The 16,979-nt window shown below is 39.9% G+C and carries 14 protein-coding genes; all 14 read left to right on the forward strand.

The genetic code is table 11. From position 1 onward, the window contains the following. Nucleotides 1–99 precede the first annotated feature (99 nt). The 14 genes from LJE09_RS12500 to LJE09_RS12565 all read left to right on the forward strand — a co-directional run bounded on the left by LJE09_RS12500 (nucleotide 100) and on the right by LJE09_RS12565 (nucleotide 16,628). Nucleotides 100–1,188 carry a PucR family transcriptional regulator gene (locus LJE09_RS12500; protein ID WP_008707357.1) on the forward strand — a complete coding sequence of 363 codons (1,089 nt, stop codon included), beginning with the start codon at nucleotides 100–102 and terminating at the stop codon, nucleotides 1,186–1,188. Nucleotides 1,189–1,486: 298 nt separating this feature from the next. Next, the gene (gene ftsE / locus LJE09_RS12505; protein ID WP_008707358.1) at nucleotides 1,487–2,170 is read left to right on the forward strand and encodes a cell division ATP-binding protein FtsE; all 684 of its coding nucleotides are present in this window, start codon (nucleotides 1,487–1,489) and stop codon (nucleotides 2,168–2,170) included. Then, a complete protein-coding gene (gene ftsX / locus LJE09_RS12510; protein ID WP_008707359.1) occupies nucleotides 2,160–3,065 on the forward strand; it encodes a permease-like cell division protein FtsX in 906 nt (301 codons plus the stop codon). Before ftsE ends, ftsX begins: the two co-directional genes overlap by 11 nt. An 80-nt stretch (nucleotides 3,066–3,145) precedes the next feature. Next, the gene (locus LJE09_RS12515; RefSeq protein WP_055052541.1) at nucleotides 3,146–4,336 is read left to right on the forward strand and encodes a S41 family peptidase; all 1,191 of its coding nucleotides are present in this window, start codon (nucleotides 3,146–3,148) and stop codon (nucleotides 4,334–4,336) included. 178 nt (nucleotides 4,337–4,514) lie between these two features. Beyond that, the gene (locus LJE09_RS12520; protein ID WP_022380151.1) at nucleotides 4,515–5,384 is read left to right on the forward strand and encodes a DegV family protein; all 870 of its coding nucleotides are present in this window, start codon (nucleotides 4,515–4,517) and stop codon (nucleotides 5,382–5,384) included. Between the two features lie 96 nt (nucleotides 5,385–5,480). Beyond that, nucleotides 5,481–7,418 (forward strand): bifunctional UDP-sugar hydrolase/5'-nucleotidase, encoded by a 1,938-nt coding sequence (locus LJE09_RS12525; RefSeq protein ID WP_331466581.1) that lies wholly within the window; start codon nucleotides 5,481–5,483, stop codon nucleotides 7,416–7,418. 191 nt (nucleotides 7,419–7,609) lie between these two features. Beyond that, nucleotides 7,610–9,208: a type I restriction-modification system subunit M gene (locus tag LJE09_RS12530; protein ID WP_227311393.1), complete on the forward strand. Its 1,599-nt coding sequence runs from the start codon at nucleotides 7,610–7,612 to the stop codon at nucleotides 9,206–9,208. 3 nt (nucleotides 9,209–9,211) lie between these two features. Then, nucleotides 9,212–10,447, forward strand: coding sequence for a restriction endonuclease subunit S (locus LJE09_RS12535; RefSeq protein ID WP_227311394.1), 1,236 nt, complete (start codon nucleotides 9,212–9,214; stop codon nucleotides 10,445–10,447). Nucleotides 10,448–10,463: 16 nt separating this feature from the next. Continuing rightward, nucleotides 10,464–11,111, forward strand: a complete 648-nt coding sequence (locus tag LJE09_RS12540) for a DUF3990 domain-containing protein (RefSeq protein WP_026648338.1) — start codon at nucleotides 10,464–10,466, stop codon at nucleotides 11,109–11,111. A gap of 9 nt (nucleotides 11,112–11,120) precedes the next feature. Continuing rightward, a complete protein-coding gene (locus tag LJE09_RS12545; protein ID WP_227311395.1) occupies nucleotides 11,121–11,537 on the forward strand; it encodes a hypothetical protein in 417 nt (138 codons plus the stop codon). Then, nucleotides 11,537–12,010, forward strand: coding sequence for an NADAR family protein (locus tag LJE09_RS12550; protein ID WP_173720103.1), 474 nt, complete (start codon nucleotides 11,537–11,539; stop codon nucleotides 12,008–12,010). Before LJE09_RS12545 ends, LJE09_RS12550 begins: the two co-directional genes overlap by 1 nt. Then, entirely contained in the window at nucleotides 11,953–12,729 is a 777-nt protein-coding gene (locus LJE09_RS12555; RefSeq protein ID WP_227311396.1) for a restriction endonuclease subunit S, read from the forward strand. Before LJE09_RS12550 ends, LJE09_RS12555 begins: the two co-directional genes overlap by 58 nt. Beyond that, nucleotides 12,635–15,610 (forward strand): type I restriction endonuclease subunit R, encoded by a 2,976-nt coding sequence (locus LJE09_RS12560; protein ID WP_227311397.1) that lies wholly within the window; start codon nucleotides 12,635–12,637, stop codon nucleotides 15,608–15,610. The genes LJE09_RS12555 and LJE09_RS12560 overlap by 95 nt, the downstream gene beginning before the upstream one ends. A gap of 91 nt (nucleotides 15,611–15,701) precedes the next feature. Next, entirely contained in the window at nucleotides 15,702–16,628 is a 927-nt protein-coding gene (locus LJE09_RS12565; protein WP_117675148.1) for a site-specific integrase, read from the forward strand. Nucleotides 16,629–16,979: the final 351 nt, after the last annotated feature.

Raw genomic sequence — 16,979 nt, forward strand, 5'->3', positions numbered from 1 at the left:
TCATTTTTGGTAAATATATATTAAAATACAATACAGGTATAAGGTTTTATAGTTAAAACGGAAAATAAACACTATAGGATGAGAAGGGATTGAAATCAGATGATATCGAATCAAGTGCTTCAGAATACTCTTGAAGGGTTAAAAGAAATTTCCAGAACAGAATTTTGTGTACTCGACACAGAAGGCAAAGTGCTTGCAAGTACTTTTGCAGATTTTTCCATTGCAACACAGGATGTACAGGCTTTCGTAGAATCACAGGCCGACAGCCAGCTTGTAAAGGGGTTCCAGTATTTTAAAGTCTGTGATGACTATCAGCTGGAATATATACTGGTCGCCCATGGCGACGATGAAGATACTTATATGGTTGGCAAGCTCGCTGCTTTTCAGATCCAGAATCTGATCGTAGCGTATAAAGAACGCTTTGACAAAGACAGCTTTATCAAGAACCTGCTTCTTGACAACCTGCTTCTTGTTGACATTTATAATCGTGCGAAGAAACTGCACATTGAGGCAGATGTCCGCCGCGTGGTCATGATCCTTGAAATGCCACAGGAGAAAGACCACAGCTCCATGGAAAGCGTGAAGAGTCTTTTCGGCGGTAAAAGTAAAGACTTTATCACAGCAGTAGATGAGAAGAGTATTATCGTAGTCAAGGAACTTGAAGATGGTGAGAATTATCCTGAGATGGATCAGCTTGCACATACTATCCTTGATACTCTTGGAATGGGAAATGACGGTAAGACACATATGGCATACGGTACTATCGTCAATGAACTGAAAGAAGTATCACGCTCCTATAAAGAAGCCCGCATGGCTCTTGATGTAGGTAAGATTTTCTTCGGAGATAAAGAAGTGATCGCATACAGCTCTCTGGGAATCGGACGACTGATCTACCAGCTCCCGATCCCACTCTGTAAGATGTTTATCAAAGAAATCTTCGGCGGCAAATCCCCGGATGACTTTGACGAAGAGACTCTGGTCACAATTGATAAGTTCTTCGAGAACAGCCTCAATGTTTCAGAGACATCCAGACAGCTTTACATCCATAGAAACACTCTGGTCTATCGCCTCGATAAACTCCAGAAGAGTACAGGCCTTGATCTCCGCGTTTTTGAAGATGCCATTACATTCAAGATCGCACTCATGGTAGTACGTTACATGAAATATATGGAAACACTGGAATATTGATATATTATAATAGAAGGAAAATTTTCAATGCCTGCCGCAGCTTTAATTGCTGCCGCAGGCATTTTGACCTTTACAAATCCAGCCTTGCAGTGTATAGTTAGAAATCGAGATTGCAATTGATAAGGTATGCAATATCCCGAGACATGCAAGTCAAAATTTTGTTGCCGCAGGCAATTTGTAATGAATGTTGGCTACGTTACTGTGAATATTCTATGAATCCTCAAAAATCTCTTGCAATCCCCAAAAACATACATTACAATAATGTTACAAATTCATTAACCCATTGGAGGAAAAATCTATGATAGATCTTATAGATGTAAGCAAGTCCTATGGTCCCGGCCTTCCGGCAGTGAACCATGCGAACTTACATATAGATAAAGGTGAATTCGTCTTTGTAGTAGGAAACAGTGGTTCAGGAAAAACAACCCTGATCAAACTTCTTATGAAAGAGCTGGATTCCACATCCGGCCAGATCATCGTAAGCGGTGAACGTCTGGAAGGAATGAAACACAGAAGAGTAGCCAAATACCGCCGTAAGCTGGGCGTAGTATTTCAGGACTTCCGTCTTCTGAAAGACAGAAATGTATATGAGAATGTAGCGTTTGCCCAGAGAGTAGTCAACCGTCCCACAAGAGTAATCCGTAAACGTGTCCCGGAGGTACTTCAGGAAGTTGGACTTGCTGTCAAATACAAATCCTTCCCGGATGAACTTTCCGGTGGAGAACAGCAGAGAGTTGCATTGGCAAGGGCGCTGGTCAACCGTCCGGATATCCTTCTGGCAGACGAGCCTACAGGAAACCTGGATCCGAAGACTTCCGAAGAAATCATGAAGCTTCTGGAACAGATCAACGACAGAGGAACTACAGTAGTGGTTGTTACACATAACAAGGATATTGTAAATTCCATGCGCAAACGTGTTGTGACCATGCATGAGGGCTCTATTATAAGTGACGAGAAAGAGGGAGAATATCATGAGGCCTAGTACAATCTGGTACACTCTGAAACAGGGTGTCAAAAATATCAAAAGAAACTGGATGTTTTCCCTGGCTTCCATTATCACCATGGCTGCCTGTATTTTTCTGTTTGGAATCTTTTTCTCCATTGTCAATAATGTGAATAATATTGCACATAAGGTAGAGCAGGAGGTGCCGATCACGGTATTCTTTGAAGAGGGAACTACAAACAAACAGATCAAAGCAATCGGAAAGAAGATCAAGGCACGTCCGGAAGTAGAGAAAATAGAGTATCAGTCAGCTGATGAAGCATGGGAGGAATATAAAGAGCAGTATTTCCAGGGCTCAGAGGCAGCAGACGGATTTAAGGACGACAATCCTCTTGCAAACTCAGCCAACTATCGTGTGTATATGAATGATATCACGAAGCAGTCAGAGCTTGTTTCCTATATACAGGAATTGAAACATGTAAGAAAAGTCAACCAGTCTGAGGAAGCAGCAAAAACACTGGGAAATATCAACAAGTTGGTTTCCTATATTTCCATTGCCATCATTGTATTACTGCTTATTATCTCCATATTCCTGATCAGCAATACGGTATCTGTGGGAATTGCAGTCCGTAAAGAAGAGATTGGAATTATGAAATACATAGGAGCTACAGACGCATTTGTCAGAGCACCATTCCTGCTGGAAGGCATGGTTCTGGGGGTGGTCGGAGCAGCAGTTCCGCTGATCGTGCTTTATTTCTGTTATAATGGGGCAATATCCTATATTCTGACCAGGTTTAATGTGCTTACAGGTGTGGTGGATTTCATCCCGGTATGGCAGATTTACCAGACATTACTTCCAATAAGTCTGGGACTTGGAATTGGAATCGGACTGATCGGAAGTTTCTTTACAACAAGAAAGCATTTAAGAGTATAATAAAAAGCAGATAAGCATGAAGCTGCCGGAACAATGATATCATATCATAAACCGGCGGCTTTTTTTACAGGAGTGCAGACATGAAAAATAAAGAATTTTGGAAAGGTGCAGTAGCAGGAGCACTGGTTGTGACGTGCATCGGTACAGGTGTTTTTGCAGGAACAGGTCTTGCAGCAAAAGGAACAGCTCTTGGTGATCGCAAGTGTACATCAAAGCTGGCATATCTTGAAGAGCTGATCGACAGATACTATCTGGGAGATAAGGATGAAGAAAAGCTTCAGGAAGGGCTTTATGCAGGTCTTCTCTATGGGCTGGATGATCCTTATTCCAGATATTATACAGCAGAGGAATACGATTCTGAGAATTCTTCCAATGAGGGAAGCTATGTGGGGATCGGCATTCTTATGGAGAAGAACAAAGAAGGCGGAGTAAAGATTGTTGAATGCTATGAGGGTGGTCCCGGAGAAAAAGCAGGACTGGAGGAAGGGGACATCATCAGTGCCATTGACGGGGAAGATATCACAGAGGATGAAGTATCTGATGTTGCAGACATTGTCCGCAATTCAGATAAAGACAGTGTGGTGCTTACTGTTCACAGAGAAGGTGCAGAAGATGCCATGGAAATCACAGTCCCTGTCACAGATGTGGAATTACCGTCTGTTTTCCATGAAATGCTGGATTCTAAAATCGGCTACATCCGCATTACACAGTTTACAGGCGTTACCGGCGAACAGTATCAGGAAGCTTTTGATGACCTGCAAAAACAGGGAATGGAGAAAATGATCGTGGATCTCCGCGATAATCCGGGTGGACTTCTTGATTCTGTCTGTGATGTCCTGCGGAAAATCCTTCCGGAAGGACTGATCGTTTACACCGAAGATAAGGACGGAAATAGAGAAGAGGAAAAATGTGATGGCAAAAACGAACTCCGGATTCCGCTTGCAGTCCTGGTAAATGAAAGCAGCGCCAGTGCATCAGAGATTTTTGCCGGTGCAGTGCAGGATTATGGTATTGGAACGATTGTCGGAACAACCACTTACGGAAAAGGCGTGGTACAGTCCATCCGCCAGCTCTCAGACGGAAGTGCCATTAAACTGACTGTTGCCAACTACTACACTCCAAAAGGAAACAACATCAACAAAACAGGAATCAAACCTGATATAGAGGTTTCTCTGGATACCAGCCTGCTGAATAAGAATAAAGACGAGATTACCCATGATGAGGATAATCAGCTGCAGGAAGCGATTAAGGCAGTTGAGAAGGAAAAGTAGTTGTTTGGCTGATGGTTTGATGCTATACTGTATATATCTGTATTTATAATAGAAGCATTTTTATTATAGATGAAAAGCCCATTACTGAGCAGGCAGCGGATTTTGATTTGTAGTTGCTAAGACACTGAACAGTTAATGGGCATAAAGTGAAAAATATCAGAAAAAAGAGGGCGACAACATGAGCGAATATGTGATCACCACCGACAACAATTCAGATCTTCCGGAGAAATATCTCAAAGACCATGGAGTAGGCTGCATGTATCTCAGTTATTCCATGGATGGAAAAAATTATACACATGGAAATTTCCTTCCGGAGCATGAATTTTATGAGGCAATGAGAAACGGTTCCATGCCAACCACAGCACAGGTAAATCCTGAAAATGCAAAAGCACTGCTGGAGCCTTACCTGAAAGAAGGAAAAGATATTCTTCATATTGCATTTTCCTCTGCCTTAAGCGGTACATACAATAGCAGCCGTATCGCAGCAGAGGAACTGATGGAGGATTATCCGGACCGCAAGATCATCGTGGTAGATTCTCTTGGCGCTTCCCTTGGTCAGGGGCTTCTGGTTTACCTTGCACAGGAGAAGAAAGAGCAGGGAGAAGATATGGAGACAGTTGCGAAATGGGCAGAAGAGAACAGGCTTCATATGGTACACCTTTTTACAGTCAACGATTTAAACCACCTATACCGCGGAGGCCGCATTTCCAGAACTACTGCAGTAGTAGGAAGTATGCTGAATATTAAACCGGTCCTTCATGTAGACAACGACGGAAAACTCACTGCCATCGGTAAAGTCCGCGGCCGTAAAAAATCCCTTCAGGAGCTGGTAAAGCTTATGGATGAGAAAATCGGCAGCTATCATGACACCTGCCATACCATCTTTATCAGTCATGGCGACTGCGAAGAAGATGCAAATTATGTGGCAGAGAAAGTAAAAGAAAAATACCAGATCAACACGATTATCATGAATCAGGTAGGAGCCACCATCGGCGCTCATTCAGGTCCGGGAACAATGGCGTTGTTCTTTGTGGGAGATGAAAGATAAATTAGTTTTTTTTTGTAAAATGGTTTCATGGTATCATTATCCTGCGGGAAGATAAATGATACTGCGGAACCATTTTTGATATTACAGGAGAATTTTATGAAATTATTAAAAAAAGCATTCGCATTCACATTTATATTTATGCTGAGCGTTTCAGGACTGACAGGATATCAGGTAAACGCCTCAGAGGAGCCAAAACATCTGGATATCCTCTTCACCCATGATCTGCATTCTCATTTGAACAGCTTTCAAACGATTGTAGACGGGACACAGCAGGAGACCGGCGGGTTTGCCCGGCTGAAAACATTGATCAATGAGCATGAGAAAGAGAATACAGATACACTCATATTGGATGGCGGAGACTTCTCTATGGGAACTCTGATACAGACTGTATATGACACTGAGGCCGCCGAACTGCGGATGCTTGGATATCTGGGCTGTGATGTGACAACTCTGGGAAATCATGAATTTGATTACGGCTCCGATGGTCTGGCAGATATGCTGAACGCCGCAGTCAGTTCAGGCGAAAACCTTCCCAGGATGGTTGTGTGTAATGTGGACTGGGATGCAATGAAAAAAGCCGGCCTCAGTGAAGGACAGAAACAGATTTATGAAGAATTTCAGACATATGGAGTAAAAGACTATACGGTAATTCAAAAAGGTGATGTAAAGATTGCAGTACTGGGTGTTTTCGGCAAGGATTCTCTGGATTGCGCTCCTACCTGCGAGCTTCTTTTCAAAGACCCGTCAGAAGCAGCCAGAGAAACAGTAGAGGAAATAAAAAAGAACGAAGATGTAGACATGATCGCCTGTGTATCACACAGCGGAACATGGGAGGACGAAAAAGTATCAGAGGACGAAATCCTTGCAAAGAATGTTCCGGACATTGATCTGATCGTCAGCGGACATACCCACACACAGTTGGCAGAACCAATCCTGCAGGGAGATACCTGCATCGTATCCTGTGGAGAATATGGGAAAAACCTGGGAACAATTTCCATGACTCAGAAAGAGAATGGACGGTGGGAAACGGATACCTATGAGCTTGTTCCGGTTACGGATGAAATCAAAGCAGATGAAGCCACACAGAAGAAAATAGATGAATTGTCAGATACTGTTGACACCAATTATCTTTCCAATTTTGGTTATACCAGAGAGGAAATTCTGGCAGAGAATGACATTGAATTTAACAGCCTCAGTGAGATGGAAACAAAGCATGAGGAGTTAAATCTGGGAGATATCATATCAGATGCTTATGTATATGCAGTAGAGAATACAGGAGACTCTGACGGAGAAAAAGTAGATGTTGCAATCGTACCTGCCGGAACTGTAAGAGATACTTATACAAAAGGCAATATAACAGTGGAGCAGGTATATAATTCCTTCTCGCTGGGAACAGGAAAGGACGGACTTGCAGGTTATCCTCTGATCAGTGCATATTTAACGGGAAAAGAACTGAAAACAGTGGCAGAGGTAGATGCCTCAATTTCAGATTTTATGACAATAGCCAGATTATATTGCAGTGGAATGAATTTCACCTATAATCCCCACCGCATGATCTTAAATAAAGTAACAGACTGTTATCTGACAGGCAAGGACGGGGAAAGGGAAGAAATACAGGACGATAAATTATATCATGTTGTCACCGACTTGTACACTGGCCGTATGCTTGGTTCTGTTCTGGACAAATCCTATGGTCTGATATCCATCGTCCCCAAAGATAAAAACGGCAATCCCATAGAGAATCTGGAAGATTATGCAGTCATGGATGGAAAAAAAGAACTGAAAGCCTGGGCTGCAATTGCAGAGTATATGCAATCCTTTGAAGACACAGACAAAGACGGAATTGCAAATGTGCCGGAATATTATAATACAACACACGAAAGAAAAGTTATAGACAGCAGCAAAAACATCATCAATCTGGTAAAGCATCCGAATAAATTTGCAATAGCGATTGTGGGAATCTGTATTGTGGCTGTTGGGGTGATTTTGTTACTGATCTTCGGAATTGTAAAGATTATCAGAAGAAGAAAATAGAATTTATGCCAATAAAATCGCACAACAGCAGTAGGGGCAGTTTCTGATTAACAGGGACTGCCTTTTATGCTACGATTATATTTCCTGATGAAATTTCCCACGACAATTAATACAGGAATGTATCATGTTCACAAAAAATATGATATACTTACGCTGTATATAAGCTAGAGTAAAAAACGGGGGAACACGAAATGGCTGAAATGGAAAACAGTAAAGATCTGATCAGTGTATTGTGGAGCGGAGCAGATATTCTTCGCTCAAAAATGGATGCAAATGAATACAAAAACTATCTTCTGGGAATTATTTTCTATAAATATCTGTCAGATTCTTTTCTTATTAAAGTATATGATATGATCTGTGACAGCAAACCACAGACATTAAAAGAAGCACTGGATGTATATGTAAAAGAATTAAAAAGTGAAGATGGCGAAGAACTGAAACAGGGAATGAAAGAAGAATGCCATTATGTGATCGAACCTGAACTTACATACACATATTTTGCAGACGCCGCAAGAAACAATTCTTTTAATAGAGAGCAGATGCAGAAAGCATTCAATAATATCGAACAAAGTGATCCTATCTTTGCAGACCTGTTTGCGGATATTGATCTGTATTCCAACCGTCTGGGAACAGGAGATCAGAAGCAGAGCGATACAGTTGCAAGTCTGATAAAGGAAATTGATAAAGCAGATTTATTGAATTCAGATGCGGAAATACTTGGAAATGCCTATGAGTATTTGATCGGACAGTTTGCATCAGAGACAGGAAAGAAAGCCGGTGAATTCTATACGCCTCAGGCAGTATCCAAAATTCTTACCCGCATTGCAATCGCAGGACAGGAAGAAAAACAGGGATTATCTGTCTATGATCCATGCATGGGTTCCGGCTCCCTTTTGCTTAATGCAAAAAAATATGCGAAATATTCTCAGTATATCAAATATTATGGACAGGAATTAAATACTTCGACTTACAATCTTGCAAGAATGAATATGTTTCTTCATGGCATTCCGGCAGAGAATCAGAACCTGAGAAACGGAGACACTCTTGACGGAGACTGGCCAACAGATGAAGAAACAGACTTCAATATGGTACTTATGAACCCACCTTACAGCGCAAAATGGACCGCAGCAGCAGGCTTTCTGCAGGATGAAAGATTCAGTGATTATGGGGTGCTTGCACCGAAATCAAAAGCAGATTACGCTTTCTTGCTGCATGGACTCTACCATCTGAAAAATAATGGAACTATGGCAATTGTACTTCCGCATGGTGTCCTCTTCCGGGGAGCTGCGGAAGGGAAAATCAGAGAAAAACTGCTTCGCTCCGGAAATATTTATGCAGTAATTGGCTTACCTGCGAATCTCTTCTACAATACTTCGATTCCAACTTGTATCATTGTGTTGAAGAAGCATAGAGATGGCAGAGATGTGCTGTTTATTGATGCTTCAAAGAAGTTTGACAAAGGCAAGAAGCAGAATGAAATGACAGATGTGCACATCAATGAAGTGATGGAACTGTACAGTAAACGGGAAACTGTAGAAAAAGAATCATTTCTTGCCAGCTTTGAAGAAATAGAAAAGAACGACTTTAACCTCAACATCCCACGCTATGTTGACAATTTTGAAAAAGAAGAAGAGATAGACCTGAATAATCTGTTATCCGAGATGAAGAAAACAGATGACGAATTAGAAAAAACACAAGGGGAATTCCTGTCCCTGCTCAGGGATTTAACTTCTACAGATGACGCAATTATGAAATCATTAGATGAACTGATTGCGAAAATGGAGGGGTAAATTATGGGAAAACCTGAGATTAGATTTAAAGGGTATACGGATGAGTGGGAACAGCGTAAGTTGATTGAAGTCTGTGATTATGTGGATTATAGAGGAAAAACACCAACAAAAACGGAAAATGGTATTTTCCTTGTTACAGCCAAAAATGTCAAGGATGGATTCATAGATTATGAAACCTCAAAGGAATATATTTCTGAGAATGCCTATGAAGAAGTAATGCGTAGAGGCAAGCCTGAAATTGGAGATGTATTAATAACGACAGAAGCTCCCTGTGGTAATGTTGCACAGGTAAATAAGGCGGATATTGCACTTGCACAGCGAATAATAAAATATCGAGGTCATATTGGAGTTGTGGATAATACATATTTGAAATACTATTTGTTATCTCCTGAATTCCAGAAAATATTAAATGCTAAAAGTTCAGGTGGAACGGTTCAAGGTATAAAGGGGAGTATCCTGCATCAGCAAAAAATTATATATCCGAGTTATGAAGAACAGAAGAAAATAGGACAACATATGGATAGCCTCGACCACCTCATCACTCTTCACCAGCGAAAGTGTGATGAAGTAAAAAGTTTAAAAAAATATATGTTACAAAAAATGTTTCCTCAAAATGAACAAAAAGTTCCAGAGATTAGATTTGAGGGATTTACGGAAGCTTGGGAACAGCGTAAGTTAGGGGATTTAGTCGATCGTGTTACAAGAAAAAATCAAGATTTAGTCTCAGAGTTACCGCTTACAATATCGGCTCAATATGGACTTATTGATCAGAATGAATTCTTTGATAAGAGAGTTGCAAGTAAAGATGTCAGTGGTTACTATCTGATTGAGAATGGAGAGTTCGCTTATAATAAAAGCACTTCAACAGATGCTCCTTGGGGAGCTATTAAAAGGCTGGATCGTTATGAAAATGGCGTTTTATCAACACTTTATATTGTATTTGGAATAAAAGAAAACAATCCTGTGGATTCCGATTTCTTGGTATCGTACTACAGCACAAATTTGTGGCATAAAGGTATTCATGAGATTGCTGCAGAAGGAGCGAGAAATCATGGACTTTTGAATATTGCACCAGCGGATTTCTTTGAGACGAAGCTGATGATACCGCAAGATATTGAGGAACAGAAGAAAATTGGAAAGTATTTTGAAGAGCTAGAAAGGCTCATCACTCTTCACCAGCAAAAGTGTGAAGAACTGAAAAAAATAAAGAAATTCATGCTACAGAAAATGTTTGTCTAGGAAAAAAGGTGAGCATATGGAAAAAATTACGTTATTTCATGGAACTCCAAGCAGAATTGTAATGCCAACATATGGACTTGGTGAGAAAAAGCATGATTATGGCATGGGGTTTTATTTGACAGATAATCTGAATCTTGCAAAGGAATGGGCTGTTTGTAAACCTAATGATGAAAATGGCTGGGTTCATCAATATGAACTGGATACAGACCAATTAAAAATACTGGATTTTCAGGAAAAAGATGTTCTCTCATGGCTTGCAGAGCTGATGAAACACAGAGATGCCTCCGATTCTAAACGTTACCGGGTGTTATCAAAAAAATTTATTGAGAAATATGGAATAGATACAGAAGGATATGATGTGATCAAGGGTTGGAGGGCCAATGCTTCCTACTTCTATATTGCAAAGGAATTTGTAAGAGATAATATTGATATGGACATTTTGACGGAATTACTTTCTCTTGGTGGTTTGGGAATCCAATATTGCATCAAGTCCAGGCTGGCATATGAACATTTGCAGGAAGTCCAGGACGGTCTGCTGTCTGTTGATTATATGGAATTCAGAGAAAAATATAATCAGCGAGATGTTTCAGCAAGACAAAAGATGCGGGAATTAATTGATTCTGATGCAAACAAAGTAACGAATGTATTCAGTACATTGCTTTAGGAGAGAATTATGAGAGCGTATGCAGAAGCTTATTTAAGCGATGTTGTAGAAAATCAGGGAAAGCTGTTTGATTTTGTAGCACAGTCATTCCCGGATAAAAATACAGAAGATTTTATTAACACATACATGAAGAGTAAAACGAGAAAGAGCATAGATGAAGCACAGGCTTATGTAAATACAATGAATGTAAAAGATTTATGGTCGTATTTTCTTAAAACAGATCATTACAGATTGCAGGAAGGAGAAAACTTAAAAGGTTTTATTCCGGACTGGATTGGAGAGTTTTACGCATATTATCAGTGGTATTATAATATGCCAAGTTCAGAGGTTATTCAGAAAATCCCGGTGGATTTCTTGAAGAAAGCCTATTACGGACTTCATGATCTGGAACTTGATCTGGCAGTCAGAAAAGTAGGTGAGGTTTAATGGATATTATTTGTTTTCACAACCCGAATGAAGAAAATGGATATTTGAGTAACTGGTATCCGACTCATTTCACAGTTGAGGGAATAGAATTTTCTTCAATGGAACAGTTTATGATGTACCAGAAAGCATGCCGCTTTCATGATGCTTCAGTAGCAAAGGATATATTGAGCACAAATGATGTTGCGGAAATTAAGAAATTAGGGCGAGAGGTACATGGATATAATGAAAATACCTGGAATGGTGTAAGACAGATTATTGTTTATGAAGGGTTAAAGGCGAAATTCAGTCAAAATACAGAATTGAAAGAAAAACTTGTTGATACAGGTGACGTAATATTGGCAGAATGTGCGGTAAGAGATCAGATTTGGGGGATAGGTTTGTCTATGAGAGATCCCAATAGACTTGATCAAAGCAAATGGAAGGGAAAAAATTTGTTGGGATATGCTCTGATGATGGTTCGAGAGCAGTTGTAAATGCCAATCCTTGGGAACAGCGTAAGTTGGGAGAACTTGTTAAAGAGGGAATTTTGGAAGCACCTTTAGATGGAAACCACGGAGAGAAACATCCAACTTCGGATGAGTATGTAGAGTCTGGAATTCCTTTTTTGATGGCATCGGATATTCATAATGGAGAAGTAAATATTTATTCATGCAAATATATCACAAAAGAAAGAGCGGAAAGACTTGATAAGGGATTTGCACGAAATGGAGATGTCTTACTAACACACAAGGCAACTATTGGTGAGACAGCTATTTTAAGCAATTTGATGACGGAATATGCAATGTTAACACCTCAGGTTACTTACTATAGAATTAAGAATGAAGAACGGTTAAACAGAGAGTATTTGTATTCCTTTTTTAATTCTTTAGATTTCCAAACAGAATTAAAAACTAAAGCGGCACAATCTACAAGACCATATATTGGAATCACTGCTCAACAAAATTTAAAAATAATTTTACCAACGGAAATTGATGAGCAAAGAAAAATTGGTCTCTATTTTGGAAACCTTGACAGACTCATCACTCTTCACCAGCGAAAGCCAATTCCCCATCCCAACCATCCAATTATCCACACGAAACACAAAGGAGAAGAAAAATATGTCAGAATTAGAGTCAATGATAGAGAAAAAACTAATAGAACAGCTAATTTACGGAGATTCTCAGTGGACATATCGGGAGGATTTAAAAACTGAGGAGGATCTGTGGGTGAATTTCAGATATATTCTGGAGCAGAATAATAAGGACAGGCTGGATGGAGAGGGACTTTCTGACTCTGAATTTGAACAGGTAAAGAACCAGCTGCAGTTTTCCTCATTTTATAAAGCAGGGGAATGGTTGGTAGGTGAGAATGGAAAGGTAATGGTTCATGTACAGCGGGATATGGAAAAGTTACATCTTGTAGTAATGAACCATGAGCATATTGCAGGAGGTTCCAGTGTTTATGAAGTGATTAATCAGTATAAAGCACTGAAATCAGATGATGAGGATTCCACAGATGTGCGGGACAGAAGATTTGATGTAACTCTTATGATTAATGGGCTTCCCATGATACATATTGAGTTGAAGAATAAACAGCATTCTTACATGGACGGATTCTGGCAGATAAAAAAATATATTGGTGAGGGTAAATTTACCGGGATTTTCTCAGCTGTGCAGATGTTTGTAGTCAGTAACGGTGTGGATACCAGATATTTTGCGGCAGCAGGGGATACAGAGTTAAATCCCAAATTTATGAGTGGATGGGTAGACAGAAAGAATAATCCTGTTTCAGATTATCTCAGCTTTGCAAAAAGTGTACTCCGTATTCCCCAGGCTCATGAAATGATTGCCAGATATACAGTTCTGGATGAAGATGCCAGACGGCTGATTCTGCTCAGACCATATCAGATTCATGCCATTGAGTCTATACGTGAAGCTTCAAAAACCGGAGAATCCGGTTTTGTATGGCATACAACCGGTTCGGGAAAAACACTGACATCCTATAAGGCAACAAGAAATCTTTTGATGGATATTCCAAGTATTGATAAGACGATTTTTCTCATTGACCGTAAAGATTTGGATACACAGACAACTATGGCATTTCAGGCATATGCAAATAATGATCTGGTAGATGTGGATGAAACAGATAATGTTAATGATCTAAAAAAGAAATTAAAATCGGCTGACCGTCAGGTGATTGTAACGACAATTCAGAAAATGCAGATTCTCATAAGTAAAAGACTGCAGGAAGGAACACCGGACTTTGACAAAATCAAAAATCTGAGGATTGCTTTTGTAGTGGATGAGTGCCACAGGGCAGTGACACCGAAAACAAAGAGAGAACTGGAACGTTTCTTTGGCAGGTCTTTATGGTACGGTTTTACCGGAACTCCACGTTTCGCAGAGAACCCATATCCACAGATGGGCGATTTGCCACGAACAACAGAAGAATTATATGGAAAATGTCTCCATTCTTATACCATACAGAATGCAATTCATGACAAGGCGGTTCTGGGATTTCAGGTTGAGCATAATGGTCCTAAAAATATGACAGATGAAACGGACAGCAGCCAGTATGACAATGAAACGCATATGTTAAAGGTATTGGATGTAATTTTAAACAAATCCTATTACAAATTAGGTCTTCAGAATGGAAAGGGAATGACATATGAGTGCATGCTTACAACCAAATCCATTCAGGTTGCACAGAAATATTATGAGCTGCTTACCAGAGTAAAGAATGGAGAAACTTCACTTGTGATCGATGAGAAAATCAGACAGGTGCTTCCGGATTTTCCTAAATTCGCCATCACCTATTCTGTTACCGAAAATGAAGAAGGCTCCCATGTGAATCAGGAAAAAATGCAGAAATCCCTGAATGATTACAATGATATGTTTGGAACCAAATATGAAATGTCCCAGATACAGAGCTATAATGCCAATCTGAATAAACGTCTTGCCAGAAAAGATGCCAGATTTAAGAGCAGACGAGAACAGCTGGATCTGGTAATTGTGGTAGACAGGCTGCTTACAGGTTTTGATGCACCATGTATGTCTACGATTTTTATTGATCGTCAGCCTATGGGACCGCATGATCTGATTCAGGCTTTTTCAAGAACTAACCGTATTTATGACACCAATAAGACATATGGACAGATTGTAACTTTTCAGGCACCAAAGCTCTTTAAGAAGTGTGTGGATAATGCGGTGAAATTGTATTCTGCGGGAAGTACAGAGACAGCGTTGCTAGCAGAATGGGATGAAGTAGAGCCTGTATTTCGTAAAGCACTTTCTGCACTGAAAATCTGCGCTGAGAAGCCTTCGGACATTCCAGGCATGTCCATGAAAGAGAAGAAAATTTTTGCAAAAATGTTCCAGGAGTTTGACAGCCTGTTTGCACAGCTGAAATCTTTTACAAAGTATGACGACAGTATGTTGGAAACGTATGGAATTACAGAGACAGAATATGAGGATTATGCAGGTCATTATAAAAATGTAATGGAAGAGATTCGTGATTCCAAAGATCATGGGGATTCAGATTCCGGTGATACACAGGTGGATCAGGATTATGAATTGATGGCATACAGCAGTACAAAGATTGATTACGAATATATTATTAACCTGATCCAGAATATTGTAACTCCTACAGAGGAGGATGAGGAAATTACACCACAGGAACGGCTGAAAAAGCTGGAAGAAGTAAAACAGTACGTGGCGGAGCTTCGCAAAGATAATGAAAAAGTAGCAGACCTTATGTCAAATCTGATTGCAGATATTGAGAAAGATGATAGAAAGTACAGAGGAAAGTCTATCCTTAACATTATTGAAAATATGAAACGAGACTGTGTGGAAAAAGTTATCTCTGATTTCTGTATTCAATGGTATGCGTCAAAGGATGATGTAATGTATGCGGCAATCCATTACAGAAATGGGAAAATCCCCAATGAAACGGCAATTAAGGCAACTGTTGATTATACCAGCTACAAAGAAGCACAGGAAACGGCTTTGCCGAAGTATAAATTTTATAATCGCATGATGGCAGAATTGAAGAAAACTCTGGATGAAGAGATAAAACCTCTTCTTATGATTGCATAAATCCATTAATTTATCCGCTCTATTTGCAGAATTGCTATAGTCATTACATTGTGAACATTAGCGCAGGTAATTTCGGAAATGGAGAATGCTTATGTCAAATGATACAAATAACAATGTACTGTTTTCGCAGTATTATGCACAGTGGATTGATGTATATAAAAAGGGTGCAATTCGTGAAGCAACTATGGCAAAATATCTGATGACACAGAGGTGGGTGGAGAAGCTGGTGCCTGAACTGAGGGTGTCAGAGCTGACCAGAACGGCATATCAGCAGCTTTTGAATGATTATGCAAGGGAACATGAGAGACAGACTACGCTGGATTTTCATCATCAGCTGAAAGGTGCTATTCTGGATGCGGTTGATGAAGGAATGATAGAACGAGATCCGACCAGAAAAGCCATCATTAAGGGAAAAACTCCCAAGGCCAAGAAAATAAAATATCTGAATCAGTTTGAACTTCATACATTGATCGCTGATCTGGATATTAAGGAAGAGCCAAACTGGGACTGGTTTATTCTTCTTGTTGCAAAAACCGGAATGAGATTTTCAGAAGCTCTGGCGATTACTCCGGCAGATTTTGATTTTGGCAGGCAGACGCTGTCAATAAGCAAAACCTGGGATTATAAAGGTGAAGGTGGTTTCCTTCCAACGAAGAATAAATCTTCTGTGAGAAAAATTCAGATTGACTGGCAGATTGTTGTAAAATTCTCAGAATTGACCAAAACACTTCCGCAGGATCAGCCTGTTTTTGTGGGAGAATCAAAAGTTTACAATTCTACTGTGAATGATGTGCTTACCAGGCATTGTAGAAGGTGTGGGATATCTGAGATTTCCATACATGGACTCAGACATACCCATGCCTCATTATTATTGTTTGCCGGAGTGTCTATTGCCAGTGTTGCGCGCAGACTGGGGCATGCAAGTATGACTACAACACAGAAAACATACCTGCACATTATTCAGGAACTGGAGAACAAAGATGTAGATCTGGTGATGAGAACTTTATCAGGATTATAATCTGGATGATTTAGAGAAATTACCTGCGCTGATAAAAAGTTACTGTTTTTTCTGTTACAGGAGGCATGGAAAAAATGTGAAGTATGATATACTATTAGTTATCTTATAGGCAGGCATTACAGAATAATAGGGAGTTTTTGAATATTTGCGCGTCACATTCTCGTTACTTTAGTGAACTTAGATGAGTTAGATGAGTTAGATGCGCAAATTTTTTACTCAAAGAAAGAACACATGTTTACTTCTAGCACTATATGTGCTAAAATATAGCCATGGGTAGTAGAAAAAACAACAGGATTTGAGAAAAGAGTTATCAGGGAGAAATAAAAATGCAGATAATATCCAGTTATGGTG

Origin of the sequence: Blautia sp. DFI.3.45, assembly GCF_020593505.1 — a bacterium.
GTDB classification, from domain to species: Bacteria; Bacillota; Clostridia; order Lachnospirales; family Lachnospiraceae; genus Blautia_A; species Blautia_A wexlerae.